This window comes from Nostoc sp. PA-18-2419 (assembly GCF_005869855.1).
Lineage (GTDB): Bacteria > Cyanobacteriota > Cyanobacteriia > Cyanobacteriales > Nostocaceae > Nostoc.
Window position 1 is genome coordinate 43,661 of record NZ_SZNH01000004.1, and the last position, 17,251, is coordinate 60,911.

The 17,251-nt window shown below is 41.6% G+C and carries 15 protein-coding genes; 9 read left to right on the top strand and 6 right to left on the bottom strand.

Going from position 1 to position 17,251, the window contains the following annotated elements:
- Positions 1-27: 27 nt before the first annotated feature.
- Together FCR06_RS05780 and FCR06_RS05785 are read right to left on the bottom strand one after the other, a co-directional pair.
- Positions 28-2,259 carry an O-linked N-acetylglucosamine transferase, SPINDLY family protein gene (locus FCR06_RS05780; RefSeq protein ID WP_138497895.1) on the bottom strand — a complete coding sequence of 744 codons (2,232 nt, stop codon included), beginning with the start codon at positions 2,257-2,259 and terminating at the stop codon, positions 28-30.
- 151 nt (positions 2,260-2,410) lie between these two features.
- The gene (locus tag FCR06_RS05785; RefSeq protein ID WP_138497896.1) at positions 2,411-2,968 is read right to left on the bottom strand and encodes a type IV pilin-like G/H family protein; all 558 of its coding nucleotides are present in this window, start codon (positions 2,966-2,968) and stop codon (positions 2,411-2,413) included.
- A gap of 299 nt (positions 2,969-3,267) precedes the next feature.
- On the opposite strand from FCR06_RS05785, the gene trxB reads away from it, so the two are divergent.
- The 4 genes from trxB (at position 3,268) to FCR06_RS05805 (ending at position 7,094) form a co-directional block, all read left to right on the top strand.
- Positions 3,268-4,641 carry a thioredoxin-disulfide reductase gene (trxB, locus tag FCR06_RS05790; RefSeq protein WP_138497897.1) on the top strand — a complete coding sequence of 458 codons (1,374 nt, stop codon included), beginning with the start codon at positions 3,268-3,270 and terminating at the stop codon, positions 4,639-4,641.
- A gap of 168 nt (positions 4,642-4,809) precedes the next feature.
- A complete protein-coding gene (locus tag FCR06_RS05795; protein ID WP_138497898.1) occupies positions 4,810-5,706 on the top strand; it encodes an ABC transporter permease in 897 nt (298 codons plus the stop codon).
- Positions 5,707-5,830: 124 nt separating this feature from the next.
- Positions 5,831-6,034 (top strand): hypothetical protein, encoded by a 204-nt coding sequence (locus FCR06_RS05800; RefSeq protein ID WP_138497899.1) that lies wholly within the window; start codon positions 5,831-5,833, stop codon positions 6,032-6,034.
- A 166-nt stretch (positions 6,035-6,200) separates the two neighbouring features.
- Positions 6,201-7,094: an ROK family protein gene (locus FCR06_RS05805; protein ID WP_138497900.1), complete on the top strand. Its 894-nt coding sequence runs from the start codon at positions 6,201-6,203 to the stop codon at positions 7,092-7,094.
- Positions 7,095-7,458: 364 nt separating this feature from the next.
- On the opposite strand, the gene FCR06_RS05810 is transcribed toward FCR06_RS05805, so the two are convergent.
- Together FCR06_RS05810 and FCR06_RS05815 are read right to left on the bottom strand one after the other, a co-directional pair.
- A complete protein-coding gene (locus FCR06_RS05810; RefSeq protein WP_138497901.1) occupies positions 7,459-7,881 on the bottom strand; it encodes a hypothetical protein in 423 nt (140 codons plus the stop codon).
- A gap of 131 nt (positions 7,882-8,012) precedes the next feature.
- Positions 8,013-9,641 carry a CTP synthase gene (locus FCR06_RS05815; protein ID WP_138497902.1) on the bottom strand — a complete coding sequence of 543 codons (1,629 nt, stop codon included), beginning with the start codon at positions 9,639-9,641 and terminating at the stop codon, positions 8,013-8,015.
- An 85-nt stretch (positions 9,642-9,726) separates the two neighbouring features.
- On the opposite strand from FCR06_RS05815, the gene FCR06_RS05820 reads away from it, so the two are divergent.
- Together FCR06_RS05820 and FCR06_RS05825 are read left to right on the top strand one after the other, a co-directional pair.
- Positions 9,727-11,481 carry an N-acetylmuramoyl-L-alanine amidase gene (locus FCR06_RS05820; RefSeq protein WP_138497903.1) on the top strand — a complete coding sequence of 585 codons (1,755 nt, stop codon included), beginning with the start codon at positions 9,727-9,729 and terminating at the stop codon, positions 11,479-11,481.
- Between the two features lie 328 nt (positions 11,482-11,809).
- Complete coding sequence (locus FCR06_RS05825; RefSeq protein WP_138497904.1) at positions 11,810-12,187, top strand: hypothetical protein; 378 nt, start codon at positions 11,810-11,812, stop codon at positions 12,185-12,187.
- 61 nt (positions 12,188-12,248) lie between these two features.
- Here FCR06_RS05825 and FCR06_RS05830 read toward each other — a convergent pair whose 3' ends face one another.
- Positions 12,249-12,833 carry a pentapeptide repeat-containing protein gene (locus tag FCR06_RS05830; RefSeq protein ID WP_138497905.1) on the bottom strand — a complete coding sequence of 195 codons (585 nt, stop codon included), beginning with the start codon at positions 12,831-12,833 and terminating at the stop codon, positions 12,249-12,251.
- Positions 12,834-12,847: 14 nt separating this feature from the next.
- On the opposite strand from FCR06_RS05830, the gene FCR06_RS05835 reads away from it, so the two are divergent.
- Positions 12,848-13,417, top strand: a complete 570-nt coding sequence (locus FCR06_RS05835; protein ID WP_138497906.1) for a YraN family protein — start codon at positions 12,848-12,850, stop codon at positions 13,415-13,417.
- Between the two features lie 70 nt (positions 13,418-13,487).
- Here the strand turns inward: FCR06_RS05835 and FCR06_RS05840 are convergent, their stop codons facing one another.
- A complete protein-coding gene (locus tag FCR06_RS05840; protein WP_138497907.1) occupies positions 13,488-13,877 on the bottom strand; it encodes a hypothetical protein in 390 nt (129 codons plus the stop codon).
- A gap of 245 nt (positions 13,878-14,122) precedes the next feature.
- On the opposite strand from FCR06_RS05840, the gene queA reads away from it, so the two are divergent.
- Positions 14,123-15,313, top strand: coding sequence for a tRNA preQ1(34) S-adenosylmethionine ribosyltransferase-isomerase QueA (queA, locus tag FCR06_RS05845; RefSeq protein WP_138497908.1), 1,191 nt, complete (start codon positions 14,123-14,125; stop codon positions 15,311-15,313).
- A 358-nt stretch (positions 15,314-15,671) separates the two neighbouring features.
- Positions 15,672-16,835 (top strand): tetratricopeptide repeat protein, encoded by a 1,164-nt coding sequence (locus FCR06_RS05850; protein ID WP_223280055.1) that lies wholly within the window; start codon positions 15,672-15,674, stop codon positions 16,833-16,835.
- The last annotated feature ends 416 nt before the right edge of the window (positions 16,836-17,251 follow it).

Here is a 17,251-nt window from a genome sequence, read left to right on the forward strand (position 1 = left end):
GTGAAGGTTGAAACCCTCACTATAAGCTTATTTATCCTCAATATACTTGTGCCACATCTGCTCGTAGGCCTTCTCCATTTCCTGAGTAAATTGTTTACCATTCCACAGGGGCGCTGTTTGTCGAGATGATTTCAGTTTCCAAGCCACCTGCTGGCGTAAAGCTTCATTTTTACCCAAGCGCACACCCCACTCTATGTATTCTTCATCAGTCCACGCGATACCTTCTGTGATACCTGCATTTATCATCATGGTGTAGCTATTACGAGCCGCAAACTGTTCACCGACTCGTGTCACCAAGGGGATACCCATCCACAATGTTTCTAGAGTTGTTGTCGCTCCATTATATGGATAAGTATCTAATACAATATCAGCAATCGCTAAATTAGCTCTATGAATCGCTTCAGTGAGATCTAAGGGTAAAAACCGCAGGCGATCGGACTCTACACCCTCTGCTGCTGCTATTGTATAGAAAAACTCTCTAATAGCTTCTTCTTCAGCATCGCCCTTAATCAAAAAGTAGCTATTTGGGACTTCTTTGATGATTTTCATTTGCCACCTTGTGGTTTCAGGATGACGTTTATATCCCCGTTGAGCGCTTAAATATACAACAGCATCGTTAGGAATCTCTAAATCTGTTCGCCGTAAGTTAGGAACTCCTATCTCGAATCCATCAACAGCTATATAAGTATGTGGCAATCGCCAAATTTTCTCTGTATAATAATTCTGCGCCAAATCTGGTAATACATAAGGGTCAGCAATAAAGTAATCAATATTCGGTATTCCGGATGCATCCCAACCCAGCCAAGTTAATTGAAGTGGTGCTGGCTTGAGTGCCATTACTTCACAGGTTATATCTAGAGTTACACTATCAAGATCGATTAAAATATCAATTTCATCTTGATGTATTTGTTCGGCAATATCCCAGCTATTTGTGCCTAATCGGCGAGAATATAAGGTTTGATTTTCATACCAATTTTGAAGATGATCCTCTAGTAAGTTATAATTAACAAAATACAGATATACTTCAAATTTTTCTTGCTTGTGATGCTGAATTAGCCAACGAGCAAGCCAACCTACAGAATGTCTTCTTAGACAGTGAGATAAATATCCAATTCTTAATTTTTTTTGAGTTTTTTTAGTCTTTTTAACCTTGAGATTTTGTTGATAATATCGCTTACTTGTATCACCAGCTTTAGATTGAGTATGCACTTCTATAATTTGGGATAATTTATTTAAAATATGTCTAACAATAGCTGGGTCATCTTTAACATGAGTTACACAAAAGAAAGAAGTAATTAAGCGAAAACTTAGTTCTTCAAATAGTGCTAAACTTTGATTATCTATGAGTGTAAGCATGAGATTTTCTAAATCTTGGCAAGCACTTTTAACCTCTTCCCAGTAACCACCTGCACTTAATAAACCCCGCAATATCACAAAAATACCAAAAATTTTATCTGTTAATTTTTCTGCTAATGAGTATCCGATTTTAGCAGTTTTAATTCCTTTTAAATAATTGCCTGAGTTTTGATAAAATGCTGCTAGACATAGCAATACTTCTCTATTTTCGGCATCTAAACGCAAATAAAACTCTAAAATGTCTGCTGCTATATGAGGTTGCTTTAAATTATAAGCAATTTTCATAGATGCAGGCAGTAAAATATTAAGAATAGATTGATTATCTGAAAAGTACGGTAAACATAACTCTAATAACTCTAAAGTCCCTGGCTCTAAGGGTGCAGATTCTAATAATTCCTGCACTACTTGCAATAATAATTGACAGTCAAGCTCTATATCTTGTTCTGTTTTAAATATTTCAATTATTCCTAAATCACTTAAATCATCATCTGTAAAATTTTCTAGTTTTATTTGAAGTTTAAGAATATTTAAAAGATTATTAACTTCATTAGGATTAATTTGTTTGATGTACTGACGAATTGCCCAAGCTACAGAATAATTTGCCAGAGTCTCTTGTCTGGTTGCTTCTATTTGCAGGATTTGTATCAGTTCAATTGTCCATAGATCTACCTCTTCTAATGGGGCTTTTCCGATTCTCAGTAGCCAAGTCATTTGGGCTTCTGATTCTTCACCTTGTAAAAGTAGTACAAGCCCCAAATACCAGTAGTGAGAACTTACTTCTGGTTCTGTATTTATTAATTGTTCATATAAACTAGCAGCTTTTGTATACTGATTTTCTACAAGATATTGAAAGGCTTGCTCTTGATAGTTAAGCATCTCAGACAAAGAAGATTGATGATTCATACAAATAAATTACCTAAAAAATATAATAAGTGGATAGAACAATCTATCCACTTATTTGTAACTGGCCATTGATAGAAGTTAGGAATTAAATTTTGACAACTTGAGGTAGTTTGTCATTCCTCGTGCAAATCCCAAACTTCTTTAATAAATTCTAGTTAAGAGCTGTGTATCCACTAGGACAGGTAGGACCAGCAGCAGCATAACTAACTGTTTCCGATCCAGTTGCAGCACCTGATACCGTACCAGGATTAGTTGCTTCACATAACACAGTTAATGTGGTTGCTTCACTCGTTGCTGACACAGTACCTACGTTTGCACCACCAACATAAGCTTTTAGGGGAGCAGCTGAAGTCACTCGTTGTGCTTGGTTGGTTACACCTACCGTACCACCACTAGCGACTGAAGAAATTGTAAACTGATAGTTCGTACTTGCTGTTTTAATACCAAGACCCAAATCTGCCAAGCTACTTGTAAAAGTATTCTTCTCCAAATAATAGGCTTGCTGTTGTCGGTTCATAGCACCAACGTTTTGCTTGGCTTCTGACTGCTTAGCTTTGTTAGCTTGGTTCAAGAAAGAAGGTAGAGCAATAGCCGATAAAATGCCGATAATAATAATTACTACTAGTAATTCTATAAGTGTAAAACCTTCATCTCCCTTTTTTTTATCAAGGATGTGTTGAAGAAACTTTGCTTTCAATTCGCTTTTCATAAGTGTTTTCCCTGGGGTAGGAAGTGCTTGGGTGTTCTATATGTAACTTACCCAGTTGCGATCGCTTTTTTATCACACCAGCTAAAAATTTTTTGACCAAATAAATATAGTGGTTTTAGTTCGGATACCATACACGGGAGGGTAGCATAGCTCTGTGCTAGCCTACGAAAGACTCCTCTTCTATACTTGGCAGAATAAACCCACCGCTAGAACCAGTTACACGTCCCAGCTTGCGCGACTAGCCAATCCCAATTTGTTATGCTATATTAAACGTAGTCGTTATGAGTTCGGATATATTCATGACTAACCCCACAGTAGAAAACTTAGTAATTATCGGTTCTGGTCCAGCAGGTTATACAGCCGCCATCTATGCTGGACGTGCTAACCTGAAACCCATTGTATTTGAAGGTTTCCAAACCGGGGGTTTGCCTGGTGGGCAATTAATGACAACGACCGAAGTTGAGAACTTTCCTGGGTTTCCTCGAGGTATTACCGGGCCGGAACTGATGGATCAAATGAAGGCGCAAGCAGAGCGTTGGGGGGCAGAGCTATATACTGAAGACGTTACATCAGTTGACTTGAGTCAGCGTCCCTTTACAGTGCGATCGCAAGAAAGAGAAATCAAAACTAACAGTATAGTTATTGCTACTGGTGCGACAGCAAAACGTTTAGGTTTACCTAACGAACACGAGTTTTGGAGTCGCGGTATCTCCGCTTGTGCAATTTGTGATGGTGCAACACCGATTTTTCACGGTGCAGAATTGGCTGTAATTGGTGCTGGCGACTCGGCAGCAGAAGAGTCAATTTACCTTACCAAATACGGTTCTAAGGTAAATATGTTGGTACGCACCGATAAGATGCGGGCTTCTAAGGCCATGCAAGACCGCGTTTTGAGTAACCCGAAAATCCAGGTGCATTGGAACACAGAAGCCGTGGATATATACGGTAATGGTCACATGGAAGGCGTGAAAGTCCGCAATACCAAAACTGGTGAAGAGAGCCAATTACACGCTAAAGGTTTATTTTACGCGGTTGGTCATACTCCTAACACTTCTTTATTTAAAAGTCAGTTAGAACTGGATGAGGTAGGTTACGTTGTCACTAAGCCTGGTTCTGTAGAAACCAGTGTAGAAGGCGTTTTTGCTGCTGGTGACGTACAAGATCATGAGTTTCGCCAAGCAATTACTGCTGCGGGTACTGGGTGTATGGCGGCGATGTTGGCAGAACGTTGGTTATCATCCACTGGCTTGATTCAGGAATTCCATCAGCAGACAGAAACAGCAGATAACGAATTAGAACATCAGCCAGCTGCCAAGAAAACTGAAGCCGAAGAAGAAGCTGGATTTAATTTGGATACAACCCGCCATCAGGGAGGTTATGCTTTACGGAAATTGTTCCATGAAAGCGATCGCCTACTCCTTGTTAAATATGTCTCTCCTGGCTGCGGCCCTTGTCATACCCTGAAGCCAATTTTAAACAAAGTGGTGGATGAATTTGACAGCAAAATTCACTTTGTGGAAATTGACATCGACAAAGACCGAGATATTGCTGAAAATGCTAATGTTACAGGAACACCAACGGTTCAATTGTTTAAAAACAAGGAACTAGTGAAGGAAGTCAAAGGCGTGAAGCAAAAGAGCGAATATCGGCAGTTGATTGAGAGTAATCTTTAGGGAATGGGGAATAGGGCATGGGGTATGGAGATGAGGAACAGGGAAAGAATATATTACTAACTGTGAACTCTTAACCGGAGAGGGAGCGTCTGCGGCTTCCCAATACCCAATGTCCACTTTGATATGTAAAATGGTCAGCGTATCTTGCTTGATCCGGGCGATCGCTTTATGGCCATTACAAAACGGCAATTGCCAATATTTTTCCTGTTTCCTAAAAATCCCAATCTTTCCCAAAAACTCATGCTCGTAGGGTTAGCCATTACCCTATTATTCATCTTCCTGGCATTCTTTGCTCCCGTATTCCAGGCTTGGGGATGGCTACAAAACCCTAAAGATTTTCTCTCCAATCCAATTCACCAGCCACCGTCAGCTAAATATTGGTTTGGTACTAGTCGCCTGGGTTACGATGTCTTCTCCCGCACGCTGTTCGGCGCTCAAGCTGCTTTGCAAGTGGTGATTTTGGCAACCGCGTTGAGTATGATTATTGGCGTACCTTTGGGGATGCTGAGTGGTTATCTCGGTGGGAAATTGGATAAAGTATTGCTGTTTATTATGGATAGCATCTACACTTTACCAGGGCTACTGTTATCTGTGACGCTGGCTTTTGTGGTGGGGCGTGGGATATTGAATGCAGCGATCGCCATTAGCATTGCTTACATTCCCCAATATTACCGCGTTGTTCGCAACCACACTGTAAGCGTTAAAACTGAAGTGTTCATCGAAGCGGCTCAAGCAATGGGGGCTTCCACTTTGACTGTGCTTTTTCGATATCTATTTTTCAACGTCATTCAAAGTGTACCTGTACTATTCACTCTCAATGCCGCTGATGCAATTTTAGTGTTGGGCGGCTTGGGCTTTTTAGGACTAGGACTTCCAGAAGAAGTGCCAGAATGGGGACACGATTTAAAACAAGCACTAGAAGCTTTACCCACTGGCATTTGGTGGACTACTCTTTTCCCTGGTTTGACAATGACATGTATGGTAGTAGGGTTATCACTACTTGGTGAAGGGTTAAATGAATTTGTCAATCCTCGTTTACGAAGAGAGAATAGAATCCGAAAGTAGTCATTAGTCATTGGCAAAGGATAAAGGACAACTGACAAAGCGCAAAGTCTGAGCGCCGGCTTGCGGCGATCGGAACTTTGTAAGATAGGACAATTGACAAATAACAAATAGTAGAGAGATTTGTGTGAAAGATAACCTGACATTAATTGCCGCCGCTACTGGCGGGTTTATGCTTTCTGTTGCCCTTGCTGGTATCTTAAGAGGTACTCCAGTCACAGCTTGGCAAGAGCAATCAAGTATTCGCACCATGACTGTTGCTGATTTACGACTCATACCCAATAAGACAGAAAATTTAGAATTTTTTCGTACCAAAATCCTAAAACCCTGAGGAATTGTTGATTTTGAACTGGAGACTAGAGAGTGGGGAGATGGAGAGACGTGTGGACGCAGGGAATAATCAATGCCCAATGAGGGCAGTTGCTCCACTTGGGGAGACTCCAAGACAGCACTGCCTCCCCCATGCCCAAAGACTAATGACTAATGACTAATGACTAATGACTAATTACGTAATTGGCATTGATGTGGGGGGAACAGCAATCAAGTTGGGGCGTTTTACACTTGATGGTACTTGCCTGCAATCTTTGACTTTGACAGCTCCCCAACCAACAACGCCACAGGCGGTGCTAGCGGTGTTGGTAGATGCGATCGCTCAAATCGATCCAGATAATCAAAGTGTTGGTATTGGTGTAGGGACTCCTGGCCCAGCCGATGCGGCAGCGCGGATTGCAAAAATTGCTATCAACTTGCCTGGATGGATCGATGTACCTTTCGCAGACTGGTTGGAAAGTAAAACTGGCAAACCGACTGTAATTGGTAATGATGCTAATTGCGCTCTTTTGGGAGAAGCTTGGTTGGGAGCCGGTTGCGACTTTCAAAATTTGATTCTCCTAACTTTAGGAACTGGGGTTGGTGGCGCAATTATCCTCAATGGCAAATTGTTCGTTGGACATCAAGGAGCTGCTGGTGAACTCGGTTTAATTTCATTCAACCCTGACGGGCCAATGTGCAATAGCGGCAATCAAGGCTCTTTGGAACAATATGCCTCTGCGACTGCCATTCGTCGTCGTACTCTCAAGGAACCCATCGAATTGGGTTTGCTTGCCCAACAAGGAGATCCAGCCGCCTTGACCTTTTGGCAAGAATACGGTAAATGTTTGGGTATTGGTTTGACAAGCTTGGTTTATGTGCTGACACCAGAAGCGATCATCATCGGCGGCGGTATCAGTGGTAGCTTTGAATTTTTCTTTCCAGCAGTAAAGGCAGAAATTGAGAAGCGAGTGCAGCCTTTATCACGAGAGGGTTTAGAAATTTTGCCAGCTCAGTTAGGAAAATTTGCTGGGATGGTAGGTGCAGCAAAGTTAGCATGGCAACACTATTCAGAATATTAGATTATGGTTCAAAAAATCTTAGCTAGAGAAATCAGTCTTTACTGATTAAAAAAATTTGGTTTGGAGCTTGCTACAGACACCAACTTATTTACAAAATAAATAAAGAAATTAGCAATATTGAGCCAGTCAAACTAAAGCAAATAAGTAGGTTCGTGTGAATATTTATCGTTGGGATGAGGCAGGATAGCGCAGCTAAGCCATGTCCGCATCCCTTGCGCGTCTCCTAGAGAGCGTCGGCAGAGAGTAGGAGCGAAGAGGGTTTAAGCTTATTTAATTTTTATTAACATAGTTTTGTTTTTTCACACCGTTCTACTTACTAAATTTTTTTAAATTTATTGTTGCTTTGTTCTGCTGCACAATAATTTCAAGATAAAAAATATCCTGTTGCTTTCTCAACGTATTTCACAACTTTTTGATATGATTCTGGATTACTTAGAGAGCTGATGATGATGGGAATAGTAGCATCTGGCAACCAAAAAGTTATCCTACCGTTTGGCTCATGACAAAAGGAACTGATGCAATCGAGGTTTATTATATATTCATTTTTTTCGTAAATAATTTTTACCCAGTGAGAGTAGTTTAATTCCAACTCCGTGACGCATTCTAAATAATTGAGAACCTTTTGATAGTCTTCTAGGTTACTTTGCGGGTTAATCACTATCGGGATAGCACTATCGGGTAACCAAAAAGTAACCCTGCCATTTCGTTCATAACAAAAAGCATGGACACGCTCAAAATTTACTACATATTCTTTCCTCTCGTAAAGGATTTTCACCCAGTACGTCACAACATCTCCTCAACTCTGAAACTTACGAATAATGCACCCTGTATTTCAAATCTACCCAAGCCCTAAGTTAATGTTGCTATGCACTAATTGAAAATTAAATTATTTTTTCAATTATGAATTATGATTTTTTATCACACCTCCAATGGTGTTGGGGTAACAGAAGTTGACAGAGAAATCGCTGCTTGAATAAACCCTTTAAATAAAGGATGAGGGTTACTGGGGCGTGATTGAAATTCTGGATGAAATTGGCAAGCGAGAAAAAATGGATGCTTGGGTAATTCCACAATTTCAACTAAGCGTCCATCGGGAGAAGTCCCACTGATTGCATAGCCAGATTTCAACAACAAATCGCGGTAAGCATTGTTGAACTCATAGCGATGTCGATGTCGTTCATAAATCACGTCTTCTTGATAGAGCTTAAAAGCTAAAGTATCAGGGAGAACATGACAAGGATATAGTCCCAAGCGCATTGTACCCCCTAAATCGACTACTTCTTGCTGTTCTGGCAATAAATTAATTACCGGATCGGTTGTATAAGCGTCAAATTCAGCACTATTGGCGTCTGTTAATCCCACTACATTCCTTGCCCATTCAATTACAGAACATTGCATTCCCAGGCATAGGCCTAAGAAGGGGATTTGGCGATGACGCGCATATTTAATGGCAGCAATTTTTCCATCCACTCCTCTAAGTCCAAAACCTCCTGGAACAACTATGCCGTCAACACCTTCAAGGTGGGTTTCGGCTGGTTCTGTTTCCAAAATTTCTGAGTTCACCCAACGCAGGCGCAATTTGCCATAGGTCGAGATTGCAGCATGATTGAGTGCTTCGACTACAGATAAGTAAGCATCACTTAACTGCACATATTTACCGACAATAGCAATTTCTACTTCGTGTTTGGGACTATGTAATCGCTTGACTAGGGTTTGCCACTGGGTCAAATCTGGTGTACGTTGTTCCATTTGCAGCAAATCTAGCACTTGTTCTGCCAGTCCTTCCCATTCCAGATTCAGGGGTACTTCATAGATACTTTTGGCATCTTGAGAAGTGATGACACATTCTTCTGGCACATCACAAAATCCAGACAATTTCTGCTTTAATTTTGTGGGTAGGGGGCGATCGCTGCGACAAACTAAAATATCTGGTTGAATGCCAATGGATMTCAGTTCTTTGACTGAATGCTGTGTTGGCTTCGTTTTCATTTCACCCGCAGAAGCAATCCACGGCACTAGGGTTACGTGCATGTACAAGACATTTTGCCGTCCCACCTCTTTGCGGAACTGACGAATTGCTTCCAAAAATGGCAGCGATTCAATATCTCCCACCGTACCGCCAATTTCTGTAATCACTACAGATGGATTTGTACTTTTAGCAACTCGGAGAATTCGCTCTTTTATTTCATTGGTAATGTGAGGAATTACCTGTACTGTGCCACCTTCATAGTCTCCACGCCGTTCTTTATTGATGACTGCTTGGTAAATCGAGCCAGTAGTCACGCTGTTCAATCGCGACATCGAAGTATCGGTAAAGCGTTCGTAATGTCCCAAATCTAAATCTGTCTCCGCACCATCCTGGGTAACAAACACTTCGCCATGCTGAAAAGGACTCATCGTCCCAGGATCTATATTGATATAAGGGTCAAGTTTGAGAATCGACACCGAATATTCCCGCGACTTGAGCAAACGCCCCAGACTTGCTGCTACAATGCCTTTGCCAATACTGGAAACTACGCCTCCAGTTACAAAGATAAACTTAGTCATAGTAGTTTGAATTTCTAACAACTTCTAAAAATACATCCCGTCATTGTGCCATAGTCACTGTGGTCAAATCTTCCGCGATCTTGCCGTGAAAAACCTCTTAGGATTAGTAATATTAGGCTGTATTGTCACCTCCTCTGTAGCCTTGGCAGAGCCATCTCTTGTAGTAGTTTTTCCCCAAACGAACTACCAAACAAATGCCCAAAAAATCTTTTTTCTGGGCACAGCATCTCCCGATGGAGAAGTCTCGATCAATGGTAAGCCAATTAGCCGCAGCAAAGCTGGTCATTTTTCTCCGAGTTTACCCTTGCACTTGGGAGAGAATCTGTTTACTGTACGTCAGCGCGATCAAGAACTCCAGATTAAGGTGACAAGGCTTGCCACTCAACCCGAACTTCCACAGGGGTTAGCCTTTGTAAAAGATTCCCTCACTCCCGGTGCTGACATTGCCAGACTACCGGGAGAACTTATTTGTTTTAGCGCGATCGCACCCCCTAACGCCAGTGTATCTGTTCACCTAGCTAATCAAACTATTACCCTTTCGTCTCAACCCCAGCAAGCCGAACTGCCAAATAATTTGGCAGCTTTGACGGGGCAAAATCAGCCTCATGGCCAGTCTAGCGTAGGCAACTACGAAGGTTGCACCACAGTAGCGACTCCTGGCAATTTGGGACAACCCCAGTTTCAACTGACGCTCAATGGCAAGACGATAACTCAACCAGGAAATGGTAAAATTCAAATCCTCTCAAAAGCAGAGTTACCAGTTGCTGAGGTGACGGTAGACGCAGGTGTAGCACGCACTGGCCCTAGTACCGACTATTCTCGACTCACACCACTGCCCAAAGGCACACGAGCAACAGTTACAGGGAAGGAAGGTGAATGGTTGCGCCTAGACTATGGAGCTTGGATTAATAGTCAGGAAACCCGCACTTTACCTGGTGCAGTTCCGCCACAAACAATAATTCGCAGTGTCGGATACCGTCAACTCCCTGGTGCGACAGAGATAGTTTTCCCCTTACAAGTCCCCGTACCTGTGAGCGTGCAACAGAGCGATCGCGCTTTTACTCTCACTCTCTACAATACTACTGCCCAAACTGACATCATTCGCCTAGACGATGACCCCCTAATTGCTCGCCTAGATTGGCAGCAAGAGACACCAGAACGAGTAAAATACACCTTTAATCTCAAAAAAACTCAACAGTGGGGATATAAGCTGAAATACGACGGTACAACCCTGGTTTTGGCTTTGCGTCATCCGCCTGAAATCGGCAACACAAGACGAAAGCCTTTAGCTAATCTCAAGATTCTACTCGATCCAGGGCATGGAGGTAAAGAATCTGGTGCCAGTGGCCCAACTGGATATTTAGAAAAAGATGTCAATTTGGTAGTATCCAAGTTGCTCCGAGACGAGTTAGTGAAGCGAGGGGCGACGGTAGTGATGACGCGGGAGGACGACAAGGAAGTTTCATTAGCACAACGTCAAGCAATAATTAGTCAAGAAGAACCAGCGATCGCTATTTCCATACATCACAATTCCCTACCCGATGATGGCGATGCCGAAAAAACCAAGGGATTCGCCGCTTTTTGGTATCAACCCCAAGCCCATAGCCTGGCAGTATTTTTACAAAACTATGTGGTCAAAAACCTCGGCAGACCTGACTATGGTGTATTTTGGGATAACCTAGCGCTGACACGTCCAGCCGCCGCGCCATCAGTGTTGTTGGAATTGGGTTTTATGAGCAATCCCGATGAATTTGAGCAGGTGGTGAATCCAGAAGAACAGAAGAAAATGGCAAATGCGATCGCTCAGGGGATTACTGAGTGGTTTAGGAGTGTTAAATAATAAAGCTACAACTAGAGTTCTACCCTGATTGTATTTGGTGGAGTGCGATCGCTATTTTTTACCTAGTTCCTGCTTAATATTGCCATAAGTCTTTGTTCAAGCTGTTTGACTTCTGTAGTGCGATCGGGAAATTGAGGCGGTATGGCAATATTAGCAAGTGTTCCACTCATGCTTGTCTTAATGACAAATTTATGTAGTGCTTTACGCTTCCTATAAGGTATTACGAGCTAGTACAACACCTTGCTATATCTGGATTTCAGTGCTTGTACAGTGCCAAAATCCMTAGGACTACGAGTAGAAATAGATAAAATGTGTATATTTAAAGTCTATGTCTTTTAAAATAGGTCCTATTGTAGGAGCGATCACTATTTTGTTGGGCAGTGGCGCAGCGTTCGCCGAAGATTCACAAAGGTATGTTACTGTAGGGCACGATAAGTTAGGAAACAGTATAGCTTTAGACACAAAAACTATTAAAGGTACGACATACAAACTTTACGGCATGTATGGAGATGGCATCTTCGAGACTACATTCAATGCATCGTGTACAGAATCGCGGCTTTTTCTTAATCACATAGCAATTTACAGTTCGGGGGGAGAGCTACTTCAAGAAGATAAGGAAAAAGGAGAAATACCTTTTGTCGCAGATTCTTCACCAGGCAAAGGAATGCAATTTGTCTGTGAAAAGATTGGCGCTCGTGGTTGGTAAGTGAGTAAGGAGTTAGAAGTTAAAATTGTTCCCCTACTCCTTACTGGTTATTCCCTACTCCTTATGGACAAAATAAGGTGTCACGCGTATCTCGTCCTGTAATTGGATTAGTCCCTTTAGCAACTTTGCACAATTTTTTTTGCTCATCCGGACGTAGCAGCACATTGGTAAAATCTGCTCCATCAATGATTGCACCATCAAATTTGGTGTTAGCAGCAAACGCCCCATCCAAAACTGCATTTGTCAAATTTGTTTTGATCAGGCGAGCTGAGTCTAAAGTAGCATTTGTCAAGTCAGATCCTGACAAATCAGCAGACTCCAAATTTGCTGCAAAGAAACTGACACCGCGTAAATTAGTATTGCTGAAGTTACTTTGGCGAAGATTAGCTTTAGTAAAGCTGGAGTCTGTTAAATCACGTCCTGAAAAATCAGCCTCGACCAAAATTTCTTTATTGTATTCGAGTGCCAAAGCTGTGGGAGCAAAACCCACGGTTGCGGTAATGCCGACTATTCCCCAAAGGAATAAGCTGAATATAGTTGCCCAAATCCAATAACTTGTTTTATGCTCTAATCTCAACTGATTATGGAATGAGTTGAGTTTAGAAACTATTATGTGATCGCTTAACCTAGAATTCGTGGAATTCATGATGTTTTTGGTCAATGACTAACCTTCCTCCATCTCATTATCCAAATATTGGTTCTCTTGGAGAAGACCTAGTAGCCCAATGGTTGCAATCTACAGGTTGGGTAATTATACATCGTCGCTTTTGTTGCCGTTGGGGAGAAATTGATATTATCGCTGAACATGCTGGAGGAGGCGAGGAGATAAGGAGATGGGGAGATGGAGAGATAGGCGAAACTACCCCTACCAACCTACCACCCCATTACCCCACACTTCCAATGGCCCATGCCCACTCAATACTGACATTTGTTGAAGTCAAAACCCGCAGTTTGGGCAGTTGGGATGCAGGGGGAAGAAGTGCAATCACGCCACAAAAGCAAGCCAAAATTTCGCGTACAGCAGGAATATTTTTAGCCCAGTATCCTGAAAAAGCAGATTATTCCTGCCGATTTGATGTTGCCATTGTCTACTATCAAGAATCAAAAAAAATGACTGGGGTTACAGCTCAAGAAGCTCTCGCTACTTCATCGGCTGCCGGATATCAGTTTAGGCTGCAAGAATACATTCCGGCAGCTTTCGACTGTTTAATCGATAATGACAATGGTTAATCAGTAATAGATAAAATATTTTAATTACCAATAACCAATATAATTGTACTAGCGTGACAACCAAATTAGATTATGCCAAAGTTTCTGGACAGTAGCCTAAGCCTCGGACAAACTGTTGCCGAAAAGCCTCAATTTCATCTTTCTCTGGGCTACCATGAGAGACGATCGCTACCTGATAACGACGCATAACATCCACGGGGCACTGTCCCGCTTCCAAACTCCAAAGTGCCATTTGCACCCTCATTGGTGGCTCGTAGCTAATTCCTAATTCATTTAGAAAAGCGCGAAAGTCACCATCTTGTTGAGGCGAGACTTGACCTTTAAGTTTAATCCTAACCACCCAGCCATCAATTTGATGAATTACGGTGACGAACGAAACAGTTGTCTGGGGTCTGGCGTGCAGGTATTGAACGACCCTCAGAGTTAGACTGGCATTAGCCAAATAATACAAGTATTCCATGTTTGTTGGTGCTTGGGATCAAAGCCAATCCTACATATCTATATTCGTAAATTTATGCCTGTTCTCGGTAGGGTAAAAGCCCCCGTTTTTAGATGGGGAGGTTTACCCAAATTTTATGTTGATTTTTGCGTGTTACCTAATAATATCTATCTTTTGGTCTAAAAATAAAATTGAGTAGGAATGTCTTAGAGTTGCTTTTACATAAGCTCAAATTAATCTTTTGTAATCAGTATAAATACTAAAAAATGCAAAAAAAAATAACACAATTAAATTTTCACAACAGCTTGAGTTCACAAGCCAAAGATTTGGAATTAGATTGTTCGGTAGCTGTGTATGACTATGAACTACCTCCAAAACTGATTGCTCAAAATCCAGTAGTTCCGAGAGATAGGTCTCGGTTATTGGTGGTTGATTCTCCCGCTACAGGCGCCGAAACAGCACCCTTAAACCACATTTTCTCTGATTTGCCTACACTGCTGCAATCTGGGGACTTACTAGTAATGAATAATACAAAAGTTATTCCAGCGCGGCTTTATGGTCATAAATCCACTGGTGCCGAAATCGAGGTGTTGCTGTTGGAAGAGAGGCAGTATAACTGTTGGTTAGCTTTAGTCAAGCCAGGAAAACGCCTTAAACAGGGAGCGAGGATTATTTTTGAAGTGAGGCAATTAGGGATTAGCGATTGGAAAGATTCTTTCCTACCCACTAGTCCCCAACTCACGGCTACAGTTTTGGAAATAGACCCTGCAACTGGAGGGCGTTTGTTACAATTTGATGTGCCACAGGGAAAATCTTTGGTGCAACTGTTAGAGGTATTTGGTGAAGTACCGCTACCACCATACATTACTACTTCCAAAGCTGCTGGCGAGCAGTATCAAACAGTATATGCCCAAAAGCCAGGAGCGATCGCAGCTCCTACGGCAGGATTACACTTTACTCCAGAACTGTTACAAAAGTTGGGCGATCGCCAAATTAATCAAGCTTTTATAACGCTACATGTTGGTGTAGGTACATTTCGCCCTGTAGAAGTCGAGGACGTAACTACCCATCAAATGCATGAAGAATGGATTGAAGTTCCCGCCACTACAGTAGAGCAAATCCGCGCCACTAAAGCGGCTGGCGGTCGAATTATTGCTGTGGGGACAACAGCAGTACGTGCTTTAGAAGGGGCAGCTCAAGCTGGTCATTTAGAACCATTTTGTGGTAAGACAGACTTGTTTATTTATCCAGGTTACCGATGGCGGGTGGTTGATGGTTTAATTACAAACTTTCACCTACCACGTTCTAGTTTGCTGATGTTGGTGAGTGCGCTCATTGGCAGACAAAGGTTATTGAATATATATAATGAAGCGATCGCTTCTCAGTACCGTTTCTATTCCTTCGGTGATGCCATGCTAATTTTACCGGAAGCGACAACAGCCCCAACTCAGGAGTAAARGCAATACTGTTGGCTGAAATTCTCATCTGTACACTGTAATTATTTGTGGTTTTTCTTTAAATAGGTTTAAAACTCGCTCATTGAGGAAGTGTTGGGCTATTAAGCCCAGAGCAACGCTTATCTATAATAAAGTGGCTAATCGATTGTCAAACTTTTGATTTTCCTAAGCTACATGAATATGGTATTTTCTAATGAATCATTTAGGATTGCTATAGTTGTTTTAATTACAAATTAGGAATTGTTTTTGTCGAATGTTGGAAGAGTAAAAAATTCTTAATTTTTGATTCGTAATTTTTCATGCTCTGGTGGGTACTCTGACTTATAAACATATAAGTGTAAGTACAAATATGCCACTCCTGTCTAAAAATAATCAATCTCATCAGTGGTTACATCAGTTATTGAAAGTGGCATTTTATAGGAGTTCTGCTGAGCGAAAGCCTTTGTTGAGATTTCTATTTGCTTTTTCTGTATTTTTGGTCTTAGCTGCATCAACAACTATTAATTACCCAGGAAGTAAGCTGCTAGCAGATAACGCCATTTCTCAGGACTTGGAAGCAGCAAGCTTTTTTCAACAGGGAGTCATACGCTACAACCGCAATGATTTAGAGGGTGCAGAATATGCGTTTCGTCAAGCATTGCAGAAAGATCCTAATCTGAGTACAGCACGGAACTATCTGGGTAATATCTTCTTACAGCAAAATCGCCTGGATATGGCTGTGCAAGAATATGCAGAGGCGATAAAAATTAATCCTAATTTTAGTGAAGCTTATTACAATTTGGGATTCGTGTTGCACCGACAAGGAGAAAAGCAAGCAGCGATTATTGCTTATCGCCAAAGCCTGGTTATCAATCCGACAAACGCTGCCACCTTGTATAATTTGGGTTTGGTATTGTATGAACAAGGGCAGCTACAACAAGCGATCGCTGCATATCAGCAAGCAATTAATCTCGATAGCAGTAACACCAAAGCTTATTTTAACTTGGCGATCACTTTACAACAACAAGGAAATATAGAAGCTGCGATCGCTAGTTATCGCCAAGCTTTACAGCTAGACCCCAAAAATGCCACAGCTTACAACAACATGGCAAGTTTGCTGGCAATTCATGGTCAAGCTGCTGAGGCGATTTCCGTTTATCAGCAAGCGATTCGCCAAAATCCTAAAAATGCCTCAGCTTACTATAACTTGGGAGTAACTTTATATAATCAGGGCGAAATCAAAAAAGCCAATGGAGCATTGAAACGTGCCCATAACGAATATCGCCAGCAAGGTAATATCGAACAAGTGCAGAAAATTGAACAGCTAATGCAGCAAATTGCTCACAACAAAGAGCAACACCAACATCCAGCCAATCAAACTGCTACTCCTTCCCAGACTCCAAATTCTACAAGTAATGTAGAACAAACTGCTGTGCCACAAACGCAAAATCAACCCGAAACTCCTACCCAAACGCCCGCCAGTCCCAATAATGTGCCTGTTTCAGTCGAACCACAGTCCAGTTCAATTAACTCTGGACAATAAAGAAGAATTCGGCAGTCAGAATAAATTAGTGTGAATTCAACTAATTAGTTAACTGTTTTTCAGTTAAGAGTCAGATTGCCCCACAAATTACTAAGTAGGTTCGCAATACCTTCGCCCAGAGGAGTATTTTGCTCACAAAGGCAATAGTTAACTAACTTAATAATGATTTAATTAATTTTCTCTTAAGTCCGGCATTGCCGATATTTTTCTAGGGCGTGTCATCAATACTAACTAATCATTCTTGCACTTGGTAAACATACTCTGACAAAAAACTGGAACAACCTAACAGCACTTTCCCAAAGATTTTAATTAAAAAGTGCATCAGTTCTCAACTTGAGTAGTTCAATAATGAGTTTTCCCCAGCACAGCAGCAAGCCAATGAATACTATTTTAAGATTTGTATCAAAAATTTATCT

Excerpts from the sequence above, each read along its gene's own strand:
- FCR06_RS05830 (WP_138497905.1), bottom strand. The coding sequence starts at position 12,833 with ATGAATTCCACGAATTCTAGGTTAAGCGATCACATAATAGTTTCTAAA.
- FCR06_RS05785 (WP_138497896.1), bottom strand. The coding sequence starts at position 2,968 with ATGAAAAGCGAATTGAAAGCAAAGTTTCTTCAACACATCCTTGATAAA.
- trxB (WP_138497897.1), top strand. The coding sequence starts at position 3,268 with ATGACTAACCCCACAGTAGAAAACTTAGTAATTATCGGTTCTGGTCCA.
- FCR06_RS05795 (WP_138497898.1), top strand. The coding sequence starts at position 4,810 with ATGGCCATTACAAAACGGCAATTGCCAATATTTTTCCTGTTTCCTAAA.
- queA (WP_138497908.1), top strand. The coding sequence starts at position 14,123 with ATGCAAAAAAAAATAACACAATTAAATTTTCACAACAGCTTGAGTTCA.
- FCR06_RS05780 (WP_138497895.1), bottom strand. The coding sequence starts at position 2,259 with ATGAATCATCAATCTTCTTTGTCTGAGATGCTTAACTATCAAGAGCAA.
- FCR06_RS05825 (WP_138497904.1), top strand. The coding sequence starts at position 11,810 with ATGTCTTTTAAAATAGGTCCTATTGTAGGAGCGATCACTATTTTGTTG.
- FCR06_RS05835 (WP_138497906.1), top strand. The coding sequence starts at position 12,848 with ATGACTAACCTTCCTCCATCTCATTATCCAAATATTGGTTCTCTTGGA.
- FCR06_RS05840 (WP_138497907.1), bottom strand. The coding sequence starts at position 13,877 with ATGGAATACTTGTATTATTTGGCTAATGCCAGTCTAACTCTGAGGGTC.
- FCR06_RS05805 (WP_138497900.1), top strand. The coding sequence starts at position 6,201 with ATGACTAATTACGTAATTGGCATTGATGTGGGGGGAACAGCAATCAAG.